The sequence below is a fragment of the Streptomyces sp. NPDC005551 genome (genome assembly GCF_042871785.1).
GTDB lineage: Bacteria > Actinomycetota > Actinomycetes > Streptomycetales > Streptomycetaceae > Streptomyces.
On record NZ_JBIAJE010000001.1, the window covers coordinates 49615 to 66166 of the forward strand.

Here is a 16552-nt window from a genome sequence, read left to right on the forward strand (position 1 = left end):
TCCCGTGGACCGTCGCCCGCCGTCGATCGTACGCACCCCGTACGATCGAGGGATGAGCACGCGGATCGCCTTCCTCAAGGGGCACGGGACCGAGAACGACTTCGTGATCCTCCCGGACCCGGAGAACGCACTCGACCTGCCCCCGGCCGCCGTCGCCGCCCTGTGCGACCGCCGCGCGGGCATCGGCGGTGACGGTCTGCTGCACGTCGTCCGGTCCGCCGCGCACCCCGAGGCCCGGGAGATGGCGGCCGAGGCGGAGTGGTTCATGGACTACCGCAACGGCGACGGATCCGTCGCCGAGATGTGCGGCAACGGCGTGCGCGTGTTCGCCCGCTACCTCCAGCGGGCCGGACTGGTGACCGAGGGGGACCTCGCGGTCGCCACACGCGGCGGCGTGAAGAGCGTCCACATCGCCAAGGCCGGATCCTCCGGCGGCTCCGCCGCGGGTGACATCACCGTCGGCATGGGCAGAGCCGTGTTCCCCGCGGGCGACGTCACCGTGAGCGTCGGCGAGCGCAGCTGGCCCGCGCGCCACGTGAACATGGGCAACCCGCACGCGGTCGCCTTCGTGGACGATCTCGCCCACGCCGGCGACCTGTTCACCCCGCCGCCCTTCAGCCCGGCGTCCGCCTACCCGGACGGGGTGAACGTGGAGTTCGTCGTCGACCGCGGCCCCCGGCACGTCGCCGTGCGCGTGCACGAGCGCGGCGCGGGCGAGACCCGGTCCTGCGGCACCGGCGCCTGCGCCGTGGCCGTCGCCGCCGCCCGCCGGGACGGCGCCGACCCGGCCGGGACCGGCACCCCGGTGACCTACACCGTGGACGTGCCCGGCGGCACGCTCGTGATCACCGAGCGCCCGGACGGCGAGATTGAGATGACGGGCCCCGCGGTGATCGTCGCCGAGGGAGAGATCGACGCGGAGTGGTTCGGCGCCGGGCGCGCCTGACCGGCCGTGCCGTCCCGGTTCGCGAAGACCCGAACCGTAAACCCGGAAACCTTCGCTCGAATGGGTGATCCGTTTCACGCTCGGCGGGAGGCGGTCAGCCGGGCGTGGTGGGCTCGGTAGCATCAAGCACCGGCCCGGACGGGGGAACGACATCAGCCCCTGAGCCGTGTACGCCCTGGGGCACCCCGTCCACCGGTCTACGCAGCCGGAGGTGCCCATGAGTGCGGAGGCGACGAATCCCGCGACGCCAGGCCCAGCGCAGCCGTCCCCCGAGCCCGCGCTGCCGCTCGGGCGGGAGGTGGCCCCGGCACACCGCAGGAAGGGCCGTCCGCGGATCGACCTGCGCCGCCTGGGCCGGGCCGCACTGCTCGGACCCGCGGCCCGGGACCGGCTGCCCGACGCGATCGGCCACGTGGCCGAGGCCCACCGCGCCCACCACCCCGACGCCGACCTGGAACCGCTGCGCCGGGCGTACGTGCTCGCCGAGTCCTCGCACCGCGGCCAGATGCGCAAGAGCGGCGAGCCCTACATCACGCACCCGCTCGCGGTCACCCTCATCCTCGCCGAACTGGGCGCGGAGACCACGACGTTGACCGCCTCCCTGCTCCACGACACCGTCGAGGACACGGACGTGACGCTCGATCAGGTGCGCGCCGAGTTCGGCGAGGAGGTCTGTTACCTCGTCGACGGCGTCACCAAACTGGAGAAGGTCGACTACGGGGCCGCCGCCGAGCCCGAGACGTTCCGCAAGATGCTCGTCGCCACCGGCAACGACGTCCGGGTGATGTCGATCAAACTCGCCGACCGGCTGCACAACATGCGCACCCTGGGCGTCATGCGGCCCGAGAAACAGGAACGCATCGCCAAGGTGACCCGGGACGTGCTCATCCCGCTCGCCGAACGGCTCGGCGTGCAGGCGCTCAAGACCGAGCTGGAGGACCTCGTCTTCTCGATCCTGCACCCCGAGGAGTACGAGCACACCAGGGAACTGATCGACGGCAACGCGGCCCACGGCGACGACCCGCTCGGGGACATCGCCGAGGAGGTGCGCACCGTCCTGCGCGAGGCGGGGATCCCGGCCGAAGTCGTCATCCGGCCACGGCACTTCGTCTCCGTGCACCGGGTGTCGCGCAAGCGCGGGCGGATGCGCGGCTCCGACTTCGGGCGGCTCCTGGTACTCGTCAACGAGGACGCCGACTGCTACGGCGTCCTCGGCGAGCTGCACACCTGCCTCACCCCGGTGGTCTCGGAGTTCAAGGACTTCATCGCCGTACCGAAGTTCAACCTGTACCAGTCGCTGCACACGGCGGTCGCCCGCGGGGACGGCGAGATCGCCGAAGTCCTCATCCGCACCCACCAGATGCACAAGGTGGCCGAGGCCGGAGTCATCGCCCTCGGCAACCCCTACGCCACCCCCGCCGACGAGCAGACGGACGGCGCCGGAGAGCGCTCCTTCGACGGCGAGCGCGCCGACCCCACCCGGCCGGGCTGGCTCTCCCGCCTGCTCGACTGGCAGGAAGCCGCCACCGACACCGACACGTTCTGGTCCACGCTGCGCGAGGACCTCGCCCAGGACCGCGAGATCACCGTCTTCCGGGCCGACGGCGGCTCGCTGGGCCTGCCCGAGGGCGCCAGTTGCGTGGACGCCGCCTACGCCCAGTACGGCGAGGACGCGCACGCCTGCATCGGCGCGCGCGTCAACGGCCGTCTGGCGACGCTGAGCACGGTCCTGCGGGACGGTGACACCGTGCAGTTGCTGATGGGCCAGGACGCCGCCTCCGAGCCCTCCCGGGAGTGGCTGGAGCACGCGCACACGCCCGCCGCCCGCATCGCCATCCAGCGCTGGATCGCCGCTCACCCCGCACCGCGCGCCACGCAGACCCCCGAGGCCCCCGCCGCGGCCCCGAGGCCCGCCGCCGAAGGGCCCCCCGCGCGCCCGGGCACCGCCAACGCCGTCGTCGACCAGCCCGGCGCGTCCGTACGCCTCGCCGGCTGCTGCACGCCCGTGCCGCCCGACGAGGTGACCGGCTTCGCCGTACGCGGGGGAGTGGTGACCGTCCACCGGCTCGAATGCCCCGCCGTGGAGCGCATGAAGGGCGTGGGGCGCGCGGAGGTCGGCGTGCGCTGGGGCGACACCACCGAGTGCCGCGTCACGCTCGTCGCCGAGTCCTTCGGGCGGCCCCATCTGCTCGCCGACCTCACCGAAGCCATCGCCCTGGAGGGCGTCGCCATCGTCTCGGCCACCGTCGAACCGCCGAGCCAGCAACGGGTACGGCACACGTACACCCTCCAACTCCCGGACGCCGCACACCTCCCCGCCCTGATGCGGGCCATGCGGGACGTGCCCGGCGTCTTCGACGTCAACCGCGCGCAGCACCAGGCGGCCGCCGCGCGGTGACCGCCCTAGGCCGTGTCCCCGTTCGGGTGGGCCCGGTGCGCGCCGTCCCCGCGGAAGGGGTGCGCGCTGGTAGCGGTGGTTCATGCTGCTCACCCCCCGCCCCGGGAGGCGACGCGTCACGACGGCGCTGCTCGCCTCCGCCGTGTCCGTCTGCCTCCTCGCCGCGAGCGCCCCCTCACCGGCCGTCCCGCTCGGCGTCGGCGACCGCCTCTTCCCGCACCTGGGCAACCCCGGCTACGACGTCACGTCGTACGACCTCGACTTCACCTACGCCGGCGCGAACGACAAGCCGCTCACCGCCGTCACCACCGTCGCCGCCCGGACCACGAGCCCGCTGGAGCGGATCAACCTCGACTTCGCGCACGGCACCGTGCGGAAGGTCGAGGTGAACGGCGTACCGGCGACGTTCACGAGCGCGGGCGAGGACCTGGTGGTCACCCCGCAGGCACCGGTCCCGGCCGGCACCGCCCTGCGGGTCACCGTGCGGCACACCAGCGACCCGGTGCCCGCCGCGGGCCGGGACGGCGGCTGGGTGCGGACCGGGGACGGCCTCGCCATGGCCAACCAGGCCGACGCCGCCCACCTGGTCTTCCCGTGCAACGACCACCCCTTCGACAAGGCGATGTTCACCATCCGTGTGACCGCGCCCGAGGGGTACACGGCGGTCGCCAACGGACTGCCCGCGGGTACGGACCGGCGGGCCGGCGCCACCACCTGGACGTACCGCACCGAGCACCCCATGGCCACCGAACTGGCCCAGGTGTCCATCGGGCGCTCCACGGTGGTGCACCGCGGCGGCCCGCACGGGCTCCCCGTCCGCGACGTCGTGCCCACCAAGGACCGGGACCGCCTGGAACCGTGGCTCGCGAAGACGCCGGGCCAGATCGCCTGGATGGAGGAGAAGGCCGGCCGGTACCCCTTCGAGACGTACGGGCTGCTGATGGCCGATGCGCAGACCGGTTTCGAGCTGGAGACCCAGACCCTCTCCCTGTTCGAGAAGGACATCTTCACCGAACCCGCGTACCCGAAGTGGCTCGTCGAGTCGGTCATGGTCCACGAGCTGTCCCACCAGTGGTTCGGCGACAGCGTCAGCCCGCGCACCTGGTCCGACCTGTGGCTCAACGAGGGGCACGCCACGTGGTACGAGGCCCTGTACGCGGAGGAGAAGGCCGGGCGGCGCATGGAGACGCGGATGAAGGCGGCCTACCGCGCCTCCGACACCTGGCGGGCCACCGGCGGGCCGCCCGCCGCGCCCAAGGCGCCCGATCCGGGTCAGAAGACCAGCATCTTCCGGCCCAACGTCTACGACGGCGCCGCGCTGGTGCTGTACGCGCTCAGGCAGAAGATCGGACGCCCGGCCTTCGAGCGCCTGGAGCGGACCTGGGTGGCCCTCCACCAGGACGGTACGGCGACGACGGCCGACTTCGTGGACCTCGCGTCGACCCTGTCCGGGCGGGATCTGACCGGGTTCTTCAAGGCGTGGCTCCACGAGAAGAGGACTCCGCCCATGCCGGGGCACCCGGACTGGAAGAGCGACGCCTCCAAGGCGCGCGGAGGCAAGGGTTAACTCGCGTGACGAGACGGGGCGTGCCGTGCGACCATCTTTCTGGTCGGCGGCACGGCCTCCCGGGGCCCGTGCGGCGGACGCCGGGAATCTCCCGGCGCCCCCGGGCGTTGTCCATCATGACGGGCGACGTCCGTCGCCGCACCGCATTCCCATCGACGTAAGGATCCAATGACCTCCTCTTCTTCCCCTTCCCAGGACGCGCAGAGCGTCGCGGCGCAGAACTACCCCGAAGGTCTTCGGGCCGATGCCCTGATGGAAGAGGACGTCGCCTGGAGCCACGAGATCGACGGAGAGCGGGACGGCGAGCAGTTCGACCGCTCCGAGCGGGCCGCCCTGCGCCGTGTCGCGGGTCTGTCCACCGAGCTCGAGGACGTCACCGAGGTCGAGTACCGGCAGCTCCGCCTGGAGCGCGTCGTACTCGTCGGGGTGTGGACCACGGGCAGCATGACCGACGCGGAGAATTCGCTGGCCGAGCTGGCCGCCCTCGCGGAGACCGCGGGAGCGCTCGTGCTCGACGGCGTCGTGCAGCGCCGCGACAAGCCCGACGCGGCCACATACATCGGATCCGGCAAGGCCAACGAGCTGCGGGACATCGTCCTGGAGACCGGCGCCGACACCGTGATCTGCGACGGTGAGCTGAGCCCCGGCCAGCTGATCCACCTCGAGGACGTCGTCAAGGTCAAGGTGATCGACCGGACCGCCCTGATCCTGGACATCTTCGCCCAGCACGCCAAGTCCCGAGAGGGCAAGGCGCAGGTCGCGCTCGCGCAGATGCAGTACATGCTGCCGCGACTGCGCGGCTGGGGTCAGTCGCTGTCCCGTCAGATGGGCGGCGGCAAGGGCGGCGGCCTCGCCACCCGTGGTCCCGGTGAGACCAAGATCGAGACGGACCGGCGGCGGATCCGCGAGAAGATGGCGAAGATGCGCCGTGAGATCGCGGACATGAAGACCGGCCGCGAGATCAAGCGTCAGGAGCGCCGGCGTCACAAGGTGCCCTCGGTCGCCATCGCGGGCTACACCAACGCGGGCAAGTCCTCGCTGCTCAACCGCCTCACGGGCGCGGGCGTGCTCGTCGAGAACGCGCTGTTCGCGACCCTCGACCCGACCGTCCGCCGGGCCGAGACCCCGAGCGGCCGGCTGTACACGCTGGCCGACACGGTCGGTTTTGTCCGGCACCTGCCGCACCACCTGGTCGAGGCGTTCCGCTCCACGATGGAGGAGGTCGGCGACTCCGACCTGATCCTGCACGTGGTGGACGGTTCGCATCCGGCTCCGGAGGAGCAGCTGGCCGCCGTGCGCGAGGTCATCCGCGACGTGGGTGCCACGAAGGTGCCCGAGATCGTGGTGATCAACAAGGCGGACGCCGCCGACCCGCTGGTCCTTCAGCGGCTGATGCGGATCGAGAAGCGGTCCATCGCGATCTCCGCCCGCACCGGCCGTGGCATCGCCGAGCTGCGCGCGCTCATCGACAACGAGCTGCCGCGTCCCTCGGTCGAGATCGAGGCGCTCGTGCCGTACACGCAGGGCCAGCTGATCGCCCGGGCGCACGACGAGGGCGACGTCATCTCCGAGGAGCACACCCCGGAGGGCACACTGCTCAAGGCGCGGGTGCACGAGGAACTGGCGGCGGATCTCGCGCCGTACGTCCCCGCGCCGCTCGCCTGATCCCGCCCGCCGCACCGCAGGCGCAGGACCGGCGATGAGCCGGACCGTACGACGGCCGAAGGCCCGCTCCCCTCGCAGGGGGCGGGCCTTCGCCGTGTGCCGTGGCGGAGCGCCGCCGTGCCTACCGGCCGCCGTACTTCCTGCTCATGCTCCGGTAGAGCGCCTCGGCGCCCGCACCGAGCTGCGGTCCGGCGAGCCAGGTGTGGTCGGACGGACCGATCGACGTGTTCGACACCAGCTTGGTCCTGCCGTCGACGACACGGAACCAGCCGCCGCCGGACGAGCCGCCCGTCATCGTGCAGCCGATGCGGTACATCGTCGGCAGACCCGGGCTGAGCGAGAGCCGCCCCGGCCGGTCGACGCACTTGAACATGCTCAGACCGTTGTACGGCGGCGCGGCGGGGTAGCCCCAGGCACCCATGGCGCCGGCACTCCGCGCGGAGGGCGCGGAGAAGTCCACGTCCAGCGCGTTGCCGACCGTCTCCTCCAGGGACTTGGCGCCCCGCTCCGGCTTCACGTGCAGCACGGCGTAGTCGTACGGGGCGCCGGCCCCGCCCGTCTCGTCACCGCCGGAGATCCACTCGCGGGAGGTCGAGGCCCAGTCGGCCCACCACTGGCCGTACGGTGCCATCTCCGCGGCGGTGGCATTGCTCAGCCGCGCCTCGGACTTGTCCAGGTCGTTGTAGGACGGGACGAAGGCGATGTTGCGGTACCAGCCGCCGCTGCCGCCCGCGTGCACGCAGTGGCCGGCGGTCCACACCAGGTTGGACCTGCCCGGGTGGTTGACGTCCTTGACGACCGTGCCGGAGCAGACCATCGAACCCTTGGGCGAGTCGAAGAAGACCTTGCCGACCGGGGCCGCGTACCGGTGGTACGGGGTCTTCTCCGGCTCGGCCCGGACCGGGTCCGGGGCGGGGTCGCTGACGCCCTGGCCGGCGGACGCGTCCTTCACCGCGATCGTCCTGTCCGGGTCCTCGGCGGACTTCATCCGCTCCGGCTTCCACAGCCCCTTGATCACCGGGTTGACGAAGTCCTTGGCGTCACTGAGCCACTTGTCCTTGTCCCAGTTCTTCCAGCCGCCGTCCCGCCACCGGTCGACGTCGATGCCGTGCTCCTTAAGGCGGTCGGCGAGGTCGCCGGGAATCCGGGCCTCGTCCTCGCCCGCCCCCCGGGACGTGCCGGCCGCGGGCTTGTCGCTCGCACTGTCGTCGCCCGAGCCGCAGGCGGTGGCGGTGAGCGACAGGGCCGCGACGATTCCCGCGGCCACGAGAACGCCGGGTCTGCCGCGCCGGGCTGCGACGGACGTACGTATGGAACGCATGTGGTGGGAACCCCCGTTGAAGAGATTATGCCGGGCGGGTCACTGTCGGGCGGGTCACTGCCCGGCGAACTTCCCGCTGACCGAGTCGTACACACCCTTGGCCTCGGCCCCCAGGTGCGGGCCCGCCAGCCAGCCCGAACTCACCGGACCGATCGAGGTGTTGGAGACCAGCGCGGGCTTGCCGTCCGCCCCCTTCGCCACCCAGCCGCCGCCGGACGAACCGCCGGTCATGGTGCAGCCGATGCGGTACATCGTCGGGTCGGACTTCACGATCGACAGCCGCCCCGGCTCGTCCGTGCACTGGAACAGCTTCTGCCCGTCGTACGGCGCCGCCGCCGGGTAGCCGGTCGCGGTGATGCTCGACACCTCCGGTACGGCCGGCGCGTTGAAGTCCACCGGAAGGGCCGAACCGACCGTCTCCTCCAGGGACTTGCCGTCGCCGCCCTTCTCCGGGGTCACGTGCAGCACGGCGAAGTCGTACGGCGCGCCCTCGCCGCCCGTGGCACCGCCCTGCTCGATCCACTGGTCCGAGGTCTGCGCCCAGTCGCTCCACCACACGCCGTAGGGAGCGATCTCCGCCTTGGCGGCGTTCTGCAACTGGGACGCGTTCTTGCCGGCGTTGTTGTAGGCCGGCACGAAGGCGATGTTGCGGTACCAGCCGCCCTTCTTGCCCGCGTGCACGCAGTGGCCCGCCGTCCACACCATGTTCGACTTGCCCGGGTGGGCCGGGTCCTTCACCACGGTCGCCGAGCAGACCATCGTGCCCTCGGGGGAGTCGAAGAACACCTTGCCGGCCTCGGGCACGCGCTCGTGGTAGGCGGCCTGCACGGACCGGGCGGGTACGGGAGCCGGGGTCGCGTCGGTGACGCCCTGGTCGCCGGAGATGTCGTTCTCGTCGACGCCCTTGTCCTGGTCCGGGTCGTCCGCGTCACGCATCCGGTCCGGGTCCCACAGGTCCTTGATGATGGGATTGACGAATTCGTCCGCCTCGCGCAACCAGTCGTCCCTGTCCCAGTTCTTCCAGGCGCCGTCCTTCCACTTGTCGATGTCGAAGCCGTGCTCTTTGAGCTTGTCCTTGACGCCCTGCGGAATCTTGACCTTGCCGTCGCCGCTCCCGGCCGCGGAGGCGGACGCCTCGGCGTTCGTCTGCTCGTCGCCCGAACCGCACCCGGTGGCGGTGAGCGCGAGCGTCGCGGTGAGGCCGACGGCGACCAGGACGGGGGAGGTTCTGCGGCGCGTGCTCCCCCCTCGGCGAGCGGTGAAGGGCGGGCGTATGGATCGCATGGTGTGAACTCCCCCTGGACGTGAGAAATGTCTGCGCTGCCTCGGCGGCGGCCGTACCCGGTTCCGTACGGACCCGCCGGTCCGGACCCCTTCGGCAGGGGCCGGGCGGTGCCGATCGGGCGGCCGGGCCGGTGACCCGCCCGCACTTCTGAGCGGCACCACACACTATGCGGTCGCTGTGGGGGAGTTCCGACGGAACGGCAACGGTTCCGTCACGGCAAGGATCTTCACCTCACCCGCTTCCCCGTGCCTGCCTCGTCGTTGGTACGTACGGGGGACCTGCCGCCTGCGTTCGGAAACCCCCGCCAACTCGCCTCTGAGCAGCGGGAGGACCTGTAGTCGTGGCCGGGACGAAGTCTGCGGTGATGGGGCGTGAGCCAGCGAGGGTACGGGAGGAGAGCGGGTCGGGGGAGGCGCACGCGGCGCACGAGGGAATTCTGCGGCGCCAGTCGGCGCGCGAGTCCGCGGCGCGCACCTACGCGCGCGCCCTGCCGATCGTGCCCGTCCGCGCACGCGGGCTGACCATCGAGGGTGCCGACGGACGGCGGTATCTCGACTGTGTCTCCGGTGCCGGGGCCCTGGCTCTCGGGCACAACCACCCGGTGGTCCTCGAGGCGATCAGGAGCGTCCTCGACTCGGGGGCGCCGCTGCACGCCCTCGACCTCGCCACCCCCGTCAAGGACGCCTTCACGACCGAGCTGTTCCGCACGCTGCCGCCCGCGTTCGCCGAGCGGGCCCGGGTGCGGTTCTGCGGCCCGGCCGGCACGGACGCCGTCGAGGCCGCGTTCAGGCTGGTGCGCGCCGCGACCGGGCGCACCGCGATGCTGGCCTTCACCGGCGCCTGCCACGGGATGACCGCGGGGGCGCTCGAAGCGTCCGGGGGCGCGCCGGAAGTACCGGTGACGCGGCTGCCGTACCCGCAGGACTACCGCTGTCCCTTCGGGGTCGGCGGTGACCGCGGGGCCGGGCTCGCGGCCCGCTGGACCGAGTCGGTCCTGGACGACGTCACGTCGGGTGTGCCGCACCCCGCCGGCATGATCCTCGAACCGGTCCAGGGCGAGGGCGGGGTGATCCCCGCGCCGGACGACTGGATGCGGCGCATGCGGGTGATCACCCGGGCCCGGTCCATCCCGCTGATCGCCGACGAGGTCCAGACGGGGGTCGGCCGCACCGGCGCCTTCTGGGCCGTCGAGCACAGCCGCGTCACGCCCGACGTGATGGTGCTGTCCAAGGCCATCGGCGGCAGTCTCCCACTGGCCGTCGTCGTCTACCGCGACGAACTCGACGTGGGGGAATCCGGCACCCACGCGGGCACGTTCCGCGGGAACCAGCTCGCCATGGCCGCGGGCACGGCGACCCTCCGCCACGTGCGCGAGAACCGCCTCGCCGAGCGTGCCGCCGCTCTGGGGGCCCGCATGCTCGCACAACTCCGTTCACTGTCCGCGGAGTTCGCCTGCATCGGGGACGTACGCGGCCGGGGACTGATGATCGGCCTGGAGCTGGTGCACCCGGACGGCGCCGGCACGGACCCGCCGCCCGCCGCACCCGGCCTGGCCGCCGCGGTTCGGCGGGAGTGCCTGCGGCGCGGTCTGATCGTCGAACTCTGCGGACGCCGGGACAGCGTCGTCCGCCTGCTCCCACCCCTGACGATCACCGACGAACAGGCGAACGCCGTACTGGAACGGCTGGCGGACGCGGTGGCGGCGGTGGCGCGGGAGGTTCCGGACGCGAGACCGGACGAGCGGGGGCCTGGCGCGGGAGACGGGTAGGGCTCCGGGACGGTGCGGAGGTGGCGGTGATCCCGCAGGGCTGTGCCGGGGACTACGGGGGCGGAGGCGGGGGTGGGAGTCCGGTTTCCGTCCAGTCCGGTGTCCGTCCGCGGCGGTCGGTGGCCGGCGGCGGTCGGGCGGTCAGTCGGTCAGTCGGGCAGTCGGCGGTGAGTGTGGCCGACCCCGTCCCCGGTGGTGACCGATGACGCGGGACCGCCGCGCGCCACCCGTCGACCGCCCGCGGACCCTCGCCGCCGGCCGACGACCGGAGACCGGGCATCCGCCACGCCCGACTCGGCCCGCCGCGACGCCGCCCTCGCCGCCCCATCACCCAGCCCCGCACATCCCCGCGCACGCCCCGGAGCCCCGCCCCGTCCTCGACGTACACCCCGACAGACACCCGACGGACCAGCCCCGACGCATTTGCCCAGTACCACCCCGGACCCCGCAAGGAACGCCCGTGAACCCCACCCCCGCATCCGACGACCTTCCGCTCGGGCCCGAGCGCGAGTCCCGCGGCGGTCAGGCCGCGCCCGTGCCGGACACCGCGGAGCGCGAGCCCCGCGGCGATCAGGCCGCGCCCGTGCCGGACACCGCCCCGGTCCCCAGGCAGAAGGACGGGACATCGGCGGCCCGGAGGCCGTCGGCGCACGAGGCCCCGGACCTGCTCGAGCATCCGGACCCGCACACCGCGGCCCAGGCGGCGGCCGTCGAGAACCTGCTGCGCTGCTGGGTGCGCGAGAACGACCTCCGGGCTCCCGACGACGGCCTCCTCCGCATCCCCCTCCCGGCAACCGGCGCCGTCCTCCTCGCTCCCGTGCACCACTGGTCCCCGGCCGGCTGGCACCGCTTCGGGTTCCCCCACGTCGAGGGCGCCCCGCAAGGGGCACCTCCCGCCGACGCCGTCACCGTGGCGGCCCTGCTGGCCCGGGAGACGGCTGACGCGGGAGCCGGGCCGCGCGGGACCACGGCTGAGCCGACGGCCGCCCAAGCCGTCGACGCCTCCGGCCCCGCGGGAAACGCGCCCGGAGCCGCCTCGCCGGACACCCCGCGGCCCGGCGGAATCAGCGACGGGAACGACCTGGTCGGACGGGTCGCCGACTCGGCCCGCCGGACCGCCGCCTTCATTGGCGAACGCCGCGAGCGCCCGGGCGACGGACCCGACCGCTTCCTCGCCGCCGAGCAGGCGCTGCTCCTCGGACACCCCCTGCATCCGACGCCCAAGAGCCGCGAGGGACTCTCCGACGCGGACGCCCGGCGGTACTCGCCCGAACTGCGCGGTGCCTTCCCCCTGCACTGGCTGGCGGTCGCGCCCTCCGTGCTCGCGGCCGACTCGGCGTGGACGGAACGCGGTCGCCCCGTCGCCGCCGGGCAGCTGACCGCGCGGCTCGCCGGTACCGGACTGGCGCTGCCCGACGGACACACGGCCCTGCCGCTGCACCCCTGGCAGGCCCACGAGATCCGGCACCGCCCGGACACCGAGGCCCTGTTCACCGCCGGGCTGCTCCGCGACCTCGGCCCGTACGGCGCTCCGTGGCATCCCACCTCCTCCGTCCGCACCCTCTACCGCACCGGCGCCCCCGCGATGCTCAAGACCTCGCTGGGCCTGCGCATCACCAACTCCCGGCGTGAGAACCTCCGCAAGGAACTGCACCGCGGCGTCGAGGTCCACCGCCTGCTGCGTGCCGGTCTGTCCAAGCAGTGGCAGGCCGCCCACCCGGGGTTCGGCATCGTCCGCGATCCGGCCTGGCTCGCGGTCGACGGCCTAGACGGCGGGCCCGTGGGGGGCCTCGACGTGGTGATCCGGCACAACCCCTTCGGACCGACGGACGACGTCTCGTGCGTGGCCGGGTTCGTCTCGCTCCGGCCCCAGCCCCAGGCAGACGGTCGTCCGCACCCCGTCATGAGGTCCCGGCTCGCCGAGGTCGTCACCCGCCTCGCGGGCCGTACCGGGCGCTCCCGGGGTGCCGTGTCCGCCGAGTGGTTCCTGCGCTACCTGGAACAGGTCGTGCGCCCGGTGCTCTGGCTGGACAGCGAGGCCGGAATCGCCCTGGAAGCACACCAGCAGAACACCCTGCTCCTGCTGGACCCCGAGGGCTGGCCCGCGGGCGGCCGCTACCGCGACAACCAGGGCTACTACTTCCGCGCCTCACGGCGGGCGGAACTCGACGCCCGCCTGCCGGGCATCGGCGAGCACAGCGACACGTTCGTCACCGACGAGGTCACCGACGAGCGCTTCGCCTACTACCTCGCCATCAACAACGTGCTCGGTCTCGTCGGCGCCTTCGGCTCCCAACGCCTCGCCTCCGAGGAGCTGTTGCTCGCCGCCTTCCGCCGCTTCCTCGCGGACGTGGCCACCGGTCCCGACCGGTCGCGTTCGTCCCTGCCCGCTTACCTGCTGGACTCCCCCGTCCTGCGCTGCAAGGCCAACCTGCTGACCCGGCTGCACGGCCTCGACGAACTCGTCGGCCCGGTCGACACCCAGTCCGTCTACGTCACCCTCACCAACCCCCTTCGTCCCCGCGGGAAGTGACCCACCCCGTCTCCTGAGAGGAGCGTCGCCGTGCCTTCCACCGATGCGAGCGCCGACGCCGCGACCGCCCCCGGCACCGACGCCGGTGCCGACCGGGCCGCCGGCCCGGACTCGGAAGGGCAGGACACCCTGGACCTGCGCCTGCCCGACGAACTCGTCGCCCTCCTCGCCGGGGAAGCCGGCAGCGGGGAGGGGGACCCCGCGGACGCCGTCGCCCCGGCGGGCGACGACCTGCTCGACCACGTCGGTACCTGGGGGCCCACAGCCACACCCGTAGGTGTCTTCCAGCTCGTCCCCGTCCGGCTCCGGCGCGATCTCCCGCTGGTCGCCCGGTGGATGAACGACCCCGCCGTCGCCGCGTTCTGGGAACTCGCCGGACCCGAAACGGTGACCGAGCGGCATCTGCGGGACCAGCTCGCAGGGGACGGACGCAGCGTGCCCTGCCTCGGCGTGCTGGACGGCACCCCGATGAGCTACTGGGAGATCTACCGGGCCGACCTCGACCCGCTCGCCCGCCACTACCCGGCCCGCCCGCACGACACCGGGATCCACCTCCTCATCGGCGGTGTCGCCGGCCGCGGGCGAGGTCTCGGCTCCGCCCTGCTCCGCGCCGTCGCCGACCTCGTGTGCGAGAAGCGCCCGTCGTGCGGGCGCGTCGTCGCCGAACCCGACCTGCGTAACACTCCGTCCGTCTCGGCGTTCCTGAGCGCCGGCTTCCGGTTCTCCGCCGAGGTGGACCTGCCCGGCAAGCGCGCCGCCCTCCTGGTCCGGGACCGGGGCCTGCGCGATGTGCTGTGACGCCACCGCGCGCCCCGCATCCGTCCTGATCACGCCCTCGCCCCCGGCGTGACCGCCCGGTTGTCAGTCCCGCCCCGTAGGGTGGTCGCGCTATGACGAAGCCCTCACTCCCCGAACTCCTGCACGCTGCCGTCACCGCCGTCGGCGGTACGGAGCGTCCCGGCCAGGTGACCATGGCCGAAGCCGTCGCGGAAGCGATCGACGACGGATCCCACCTGCTGGTCCAGGCCGGCACCGGCACCGGTAAATCGCTCGGCTACCTGGTGCCCGCGCTCGCGCACGGGGAGCGCGTCGTCGTGGCGACGGCCACCCTGGCGCTCCAGCGGCAGCTCGCCGAGCGGGACCTCCCGCGGACCGTGGAGTCGCTGCATCCCCTGCTGCGCCGCCGTCCCTCCTTCGCGATGCTCAAGGGCCGGTCGAACTACCTGTGCCTGCACCGCCTGCACGAGGGCATGCCGCAGGACGAGGAGGAGGGCCTCTTCGACCAGTTCGAGGCGGCGGCACCCACCAGCAAACTCGGACAGGACCTGGTGCGGCTGCGCGACTGGTCCGACGAGACGGAGACCGGGGACCGTGACAATCTGACGCCCGGCGTCTCCGACCGTGCCTGGGCGCAGATCTCCGTCTCCTCCCGTGAGTGCCTGGGCGCCACGAAGTGCGCGTACGGCGCCGAGTGCTTCGCCGAGATGGCGCGGGAGCGCGCCAAGCTCGCGGACGTCGTCGTCACCAACCACGCGCTGCTCGCGATCGACGCCATCGAGGGCGCCCCGGTGCTGCCGCAGCACGAGGTCCTGATCGTGGACGAGGCTCATGAGCTGGTCTCCCGGGTCACCGGTGTCGCGACCGGCGAGCTCACACCGGGCCAGGTGAACCGCGCCGTGCGCCGTGCGGCGAAGCTGGTCAACGAGAAGGCCGCCGACCAGCTCCAGACCGCCGCCGAGGGCTTCGAGCGGCTCATGGAGCTGGCCCTGCCCGGCCGGCTGGAGGAGATCCCCGAGGACCTCGGCTACGCCCTGATGGCGCTCCGCGACGCCGCTCGTACGGTGATCTCGGGGATCGGCGCCACCCGCGACAAGTCCGTCCAGGACGAGGACGCGGTGCGCAAGCAGGCCCTCGCCTCGGTGGAGGCCGTGCACGACGTGGCGGAGCGCATCACGAACGGCTCCGAGTGGGACGTCGTCTGGTACGAGCGGCACGACCGGTTCGGTGCCTCGCTGCGGGTCGCGCCCATGTCGGTGTCGGGCCTGCTCAGGGAGAAGCTGTTCGCGGACCGGTCGGTCGTCCTGACCTCCGCGACGCTGAAGCTGGGCGGCGACTTCAACGGCGTCGGGGCCTCGCTGGGCCTCGGCCCGGAGGGCGCCGAGGACGAGGACCTGCCGCAGTGGAAGGGCGTCGACGTCGGATCGCCCTTCGACTACCCCAGGCAGGGCATCCTGTATGTCGCCAAGCACCTGTCCCGCCCCGCGCGTGACGGCGACCGCGGAGACATGCTGGACGAGCTGACCGAGTTGATCCAGTCGGCCGGCGGCCGGACGCTCGGCCTGTTCTCCTCCATGCGGGCCGCCCAGCTGGCTGCCGAGGAACTGCGCACGCGCATTCCCGAGTTCCCCATCCTGCTGCAGGGTGAGGAGACGCTCGGCGAGCTGATCAAGAACTTCGCCGCAGACCCGCGGACGTGCCTGTTCGGCACGCTGTCCCTCTGGCAGGGCGTCGACGTGCCGGGGCCGAGCTGTCAGCTGGTCGTCATGGACAAGATCCCGTTCCCGCGTCCCGACGACCCGCTGATGAGCGCCCGCCAGAAAGCGGTCGAGGAGGCGGGAGGCAACGGCTTCATGGCCGTGGCCGCCACTCACGCGGCGCTCCTGATGGCCCAGGGCGCCGGTCGTCTCGTCCGGGCGTCCGGGGACCGGGGGGTGGTCGCCGTACTGGACCAGCGGCTCGCGACGGCGCGTTACGGCAGCTATCTGAAGGCCTCGCTGCCCGATTTCTGGTACACGACGGACCGCAATCAGGTCCGCAGGTCGCTGGCGGCGATCGACGAGGCGGCGCGCAGGACGGAGGACGCCTCACGCGCGGCGGAGGGAGCCGCCGGCGAGGCACAGGACGCGGCGCGCACGACGGAGGACGCCTAGACAAGGCGGCGGGCCCGACCCCCGGGGGAGGGACGGGCCCGAAGCGCGCCGCCGGTACCGGTGCCCGGGCGGAGCAGGGCCCCGGAACCGGCGCAGGTGGTCCCGGGGCCCGGTCGAGGGCGGGCGCGTAGTGAGGGCG

10 protein-coding genes are annotated in these 16552 nt (G+C 72.9%); 8 read left to right on the forward strand and 2 right to left on the reverse strand.

The genetic code is table 11. From position 1 onward, the window contains the following. Positions 1-52 precede the first annotated feature (52 nt). The 4 genes from dapF (at position 53) to hflX (ending at position 6576) form a co-directional block, all read left to right on the forward strand. Positions 53-946, forward strand: a complete 894-nt coding sequence (dapF, locus tag ACFYP4_RS00210; RefSeq protein ID WP_388781253.1) for a diaminopimelate epimerase — start codon at positions 53-55, stop codon at positions 944-946. A gap of 217 nt (positions 947-1163) precedes the next feature. Continuing rightward, complete coding sequence (locus ACFYP4_RS00215; RefSeq protein WP_358851447.1) at positions 1164-3344, forward strand: HD domain-containing protein; 2181 nt, start codon at positions 1164-1166, stop codon at positions 3342-3344. An 82-nt stretch (positions 3345-3426) separates the two neighbouring features. Next, on the forward strand, positions 3427-4911 hold the full coding sequence (locus ACFYP4_RS00220) for a M1 family metallopeptidase (RefSeq protein ID WP_358851448.1): 1485 nt from the start codon (positions 3427-3429) through the stop codon (positions 4909-4911). Positions 4912-5079: 168 nt separating this feature from the next. After that, the gene (gene hflX, locus ACFYP4_RS00225; protein ID WP_358851449.1) at positions 5080-6576 is read left to right on the forward strand and encodes a GTPase HflX; all 1497 of its coding nucleotides are present in this window, start codon (positions 5080-5082) and stop codon (positions 6574-6576) included. 121 nt (positions 6577-6697) lie between these two features. Here the strand turns inward: hflX and ACFYP4_RS00230 are convergent, their stop codons facing one another. Together ACFYP4_RS00230 and ACFYP4_RS00235 are read right to left on the reverse strand one after the other, a co-directional pair. Next, positions 6698-7897 (reverse strand): trypsin-like serine peptidase, encoded by a 1200-nt coding sequence (locus ACFYP4_RS00230; RefSeq protein ID WP_388781257.1) that lies wholly within the window; start codon positions 7895-7897, stop codon positions 6698-6700. A gap of 54 nt (positions 7898-7951) precedes the next feature. After that, on the reverse strand, positions 7952-9181 hold the full coding sequence (locus ACFYP4_RS00235) for a hypothetical protein (RefSeq protein ID WP_358851451.1): 1230 nt from the start codon (positions 9179-9181) through the stop codon (positions 7952-7954). A 365-nt stretch (positions 9182-9546) separates the two neighbouring features. Between ACFYP4_RS00235 and ACFYP4_RS00240 the strand changes: the two genes are divergently transcribed. From ACFYP4_RS00240 to ACFYP4_RS00255, 4 genes are all read left to right on the forward strand, one after another. Then, entirely contained in the window at positions 9547-10950 is a 1404-nt protein-coding gene (locus tag ACFYP4_RS00240; protein WP_358851452.1) for a diaminobutyrate--2-oxoglutarate transaminase family protein, read from the forward strand. Positions 10951-11410: 460 nt separating this feature from the next. After that, complete coding sequence (locus ACFYP4_RS00245; protein ID WP_388781260.1) at positions 11411-13483, forward strand: IucA/IucC family protein; 2073 nt, start codon at positions 11411-11413, stop codon at positions 13481-13483. 30 nt (positions 13484-13513) lie between these two features. Then, positions 13514-14281 (forward strand): GNAT family N-acetyltransferase, encoded by a 768-nt coding sequence (locus tag ACFYP4_RS00250; protein ID WP_358851453.1) that lies wholly within the window; start codon positions 13514-13516, stop codon positions 14279-14281. Between the two features lie 92 nt (positions 14282-14373). After that, positions 14374-16413, forward strand: coding sequence for an ATP-dependent DNA helicase (locus ACFYP4_RS00255; RefSeq protein WP_388781264.1), 2040 nt, complete (start codon positions 14374-14376; stop codon positions 16411-16413). The last annotated feature ends 139 nt before the right edge of the window (positions 16414-16552 follow it).

What these genes read in the sequence shown, in the direction of transcription:
- ACFYP4_RS00230 (WP_388781257.1), bottom strand. Translation starts at nt 7,897, where the DNA reads ATGCGTTCCATACGTACGTCCGTCGCAGCCCGGCGCGGCAGACCCGGC.
- ACFYP4_RS00235 (WP_358851451.1), bottom strand. Translation starts at nt 9,181, where the DNA reads ATGCGATCCATACGCCCGCCCTTCACCGCTCGCCGAGGGGGGAGCACG.
- hflX (WP_358851449.1), top strand. Translation starts at nt 5,080, where the DNA reads ATGACCTCCTCTTCTTCCCCTTCCCAGGACGCGCAGAGCGTCGCGGCG.
- ACFYP4_RS00255 (WP_388781264.1), top strand. Translation starts at nt 14,374, where the DNA reads ATGACGAAGCCCTCACTCCCCGAACTCCTGCACGCTGCCGTCACCGCC.
- ACFYP4_RS00215 (WP_358851447.1), top strand. Translation starts at nt 1,164, where the DNA reads ATGAGTGCGGAGGCGACGAATCCCGCGACGCCAGGCCCAGCGCAGCCG.
- ACFYP4_RS00240 (WP_358851452.1), top strand. Translation starts at nt 9,547, where the DNA reads ATGGGGCGTGAGCCAGCGAGGGTACGGGAGGAGAGCGGGTCGGGGGAG.
- dapF (WP_388781253.1), top strand. Translation starts at nt 53, where the DNA reads ATGAGCACGCGGATCGCCTTCCTCAAGGGGCACGGGACCGAGAACGAC.
- ACFYP4_RS00220 (WP_358851448.1), top strand. Translation starts at nt 3,427, where the DNA reads ATGCTGCTCACCCCCCGCCCCGGGAGGCGACGCGTCACGACGGCGCTG.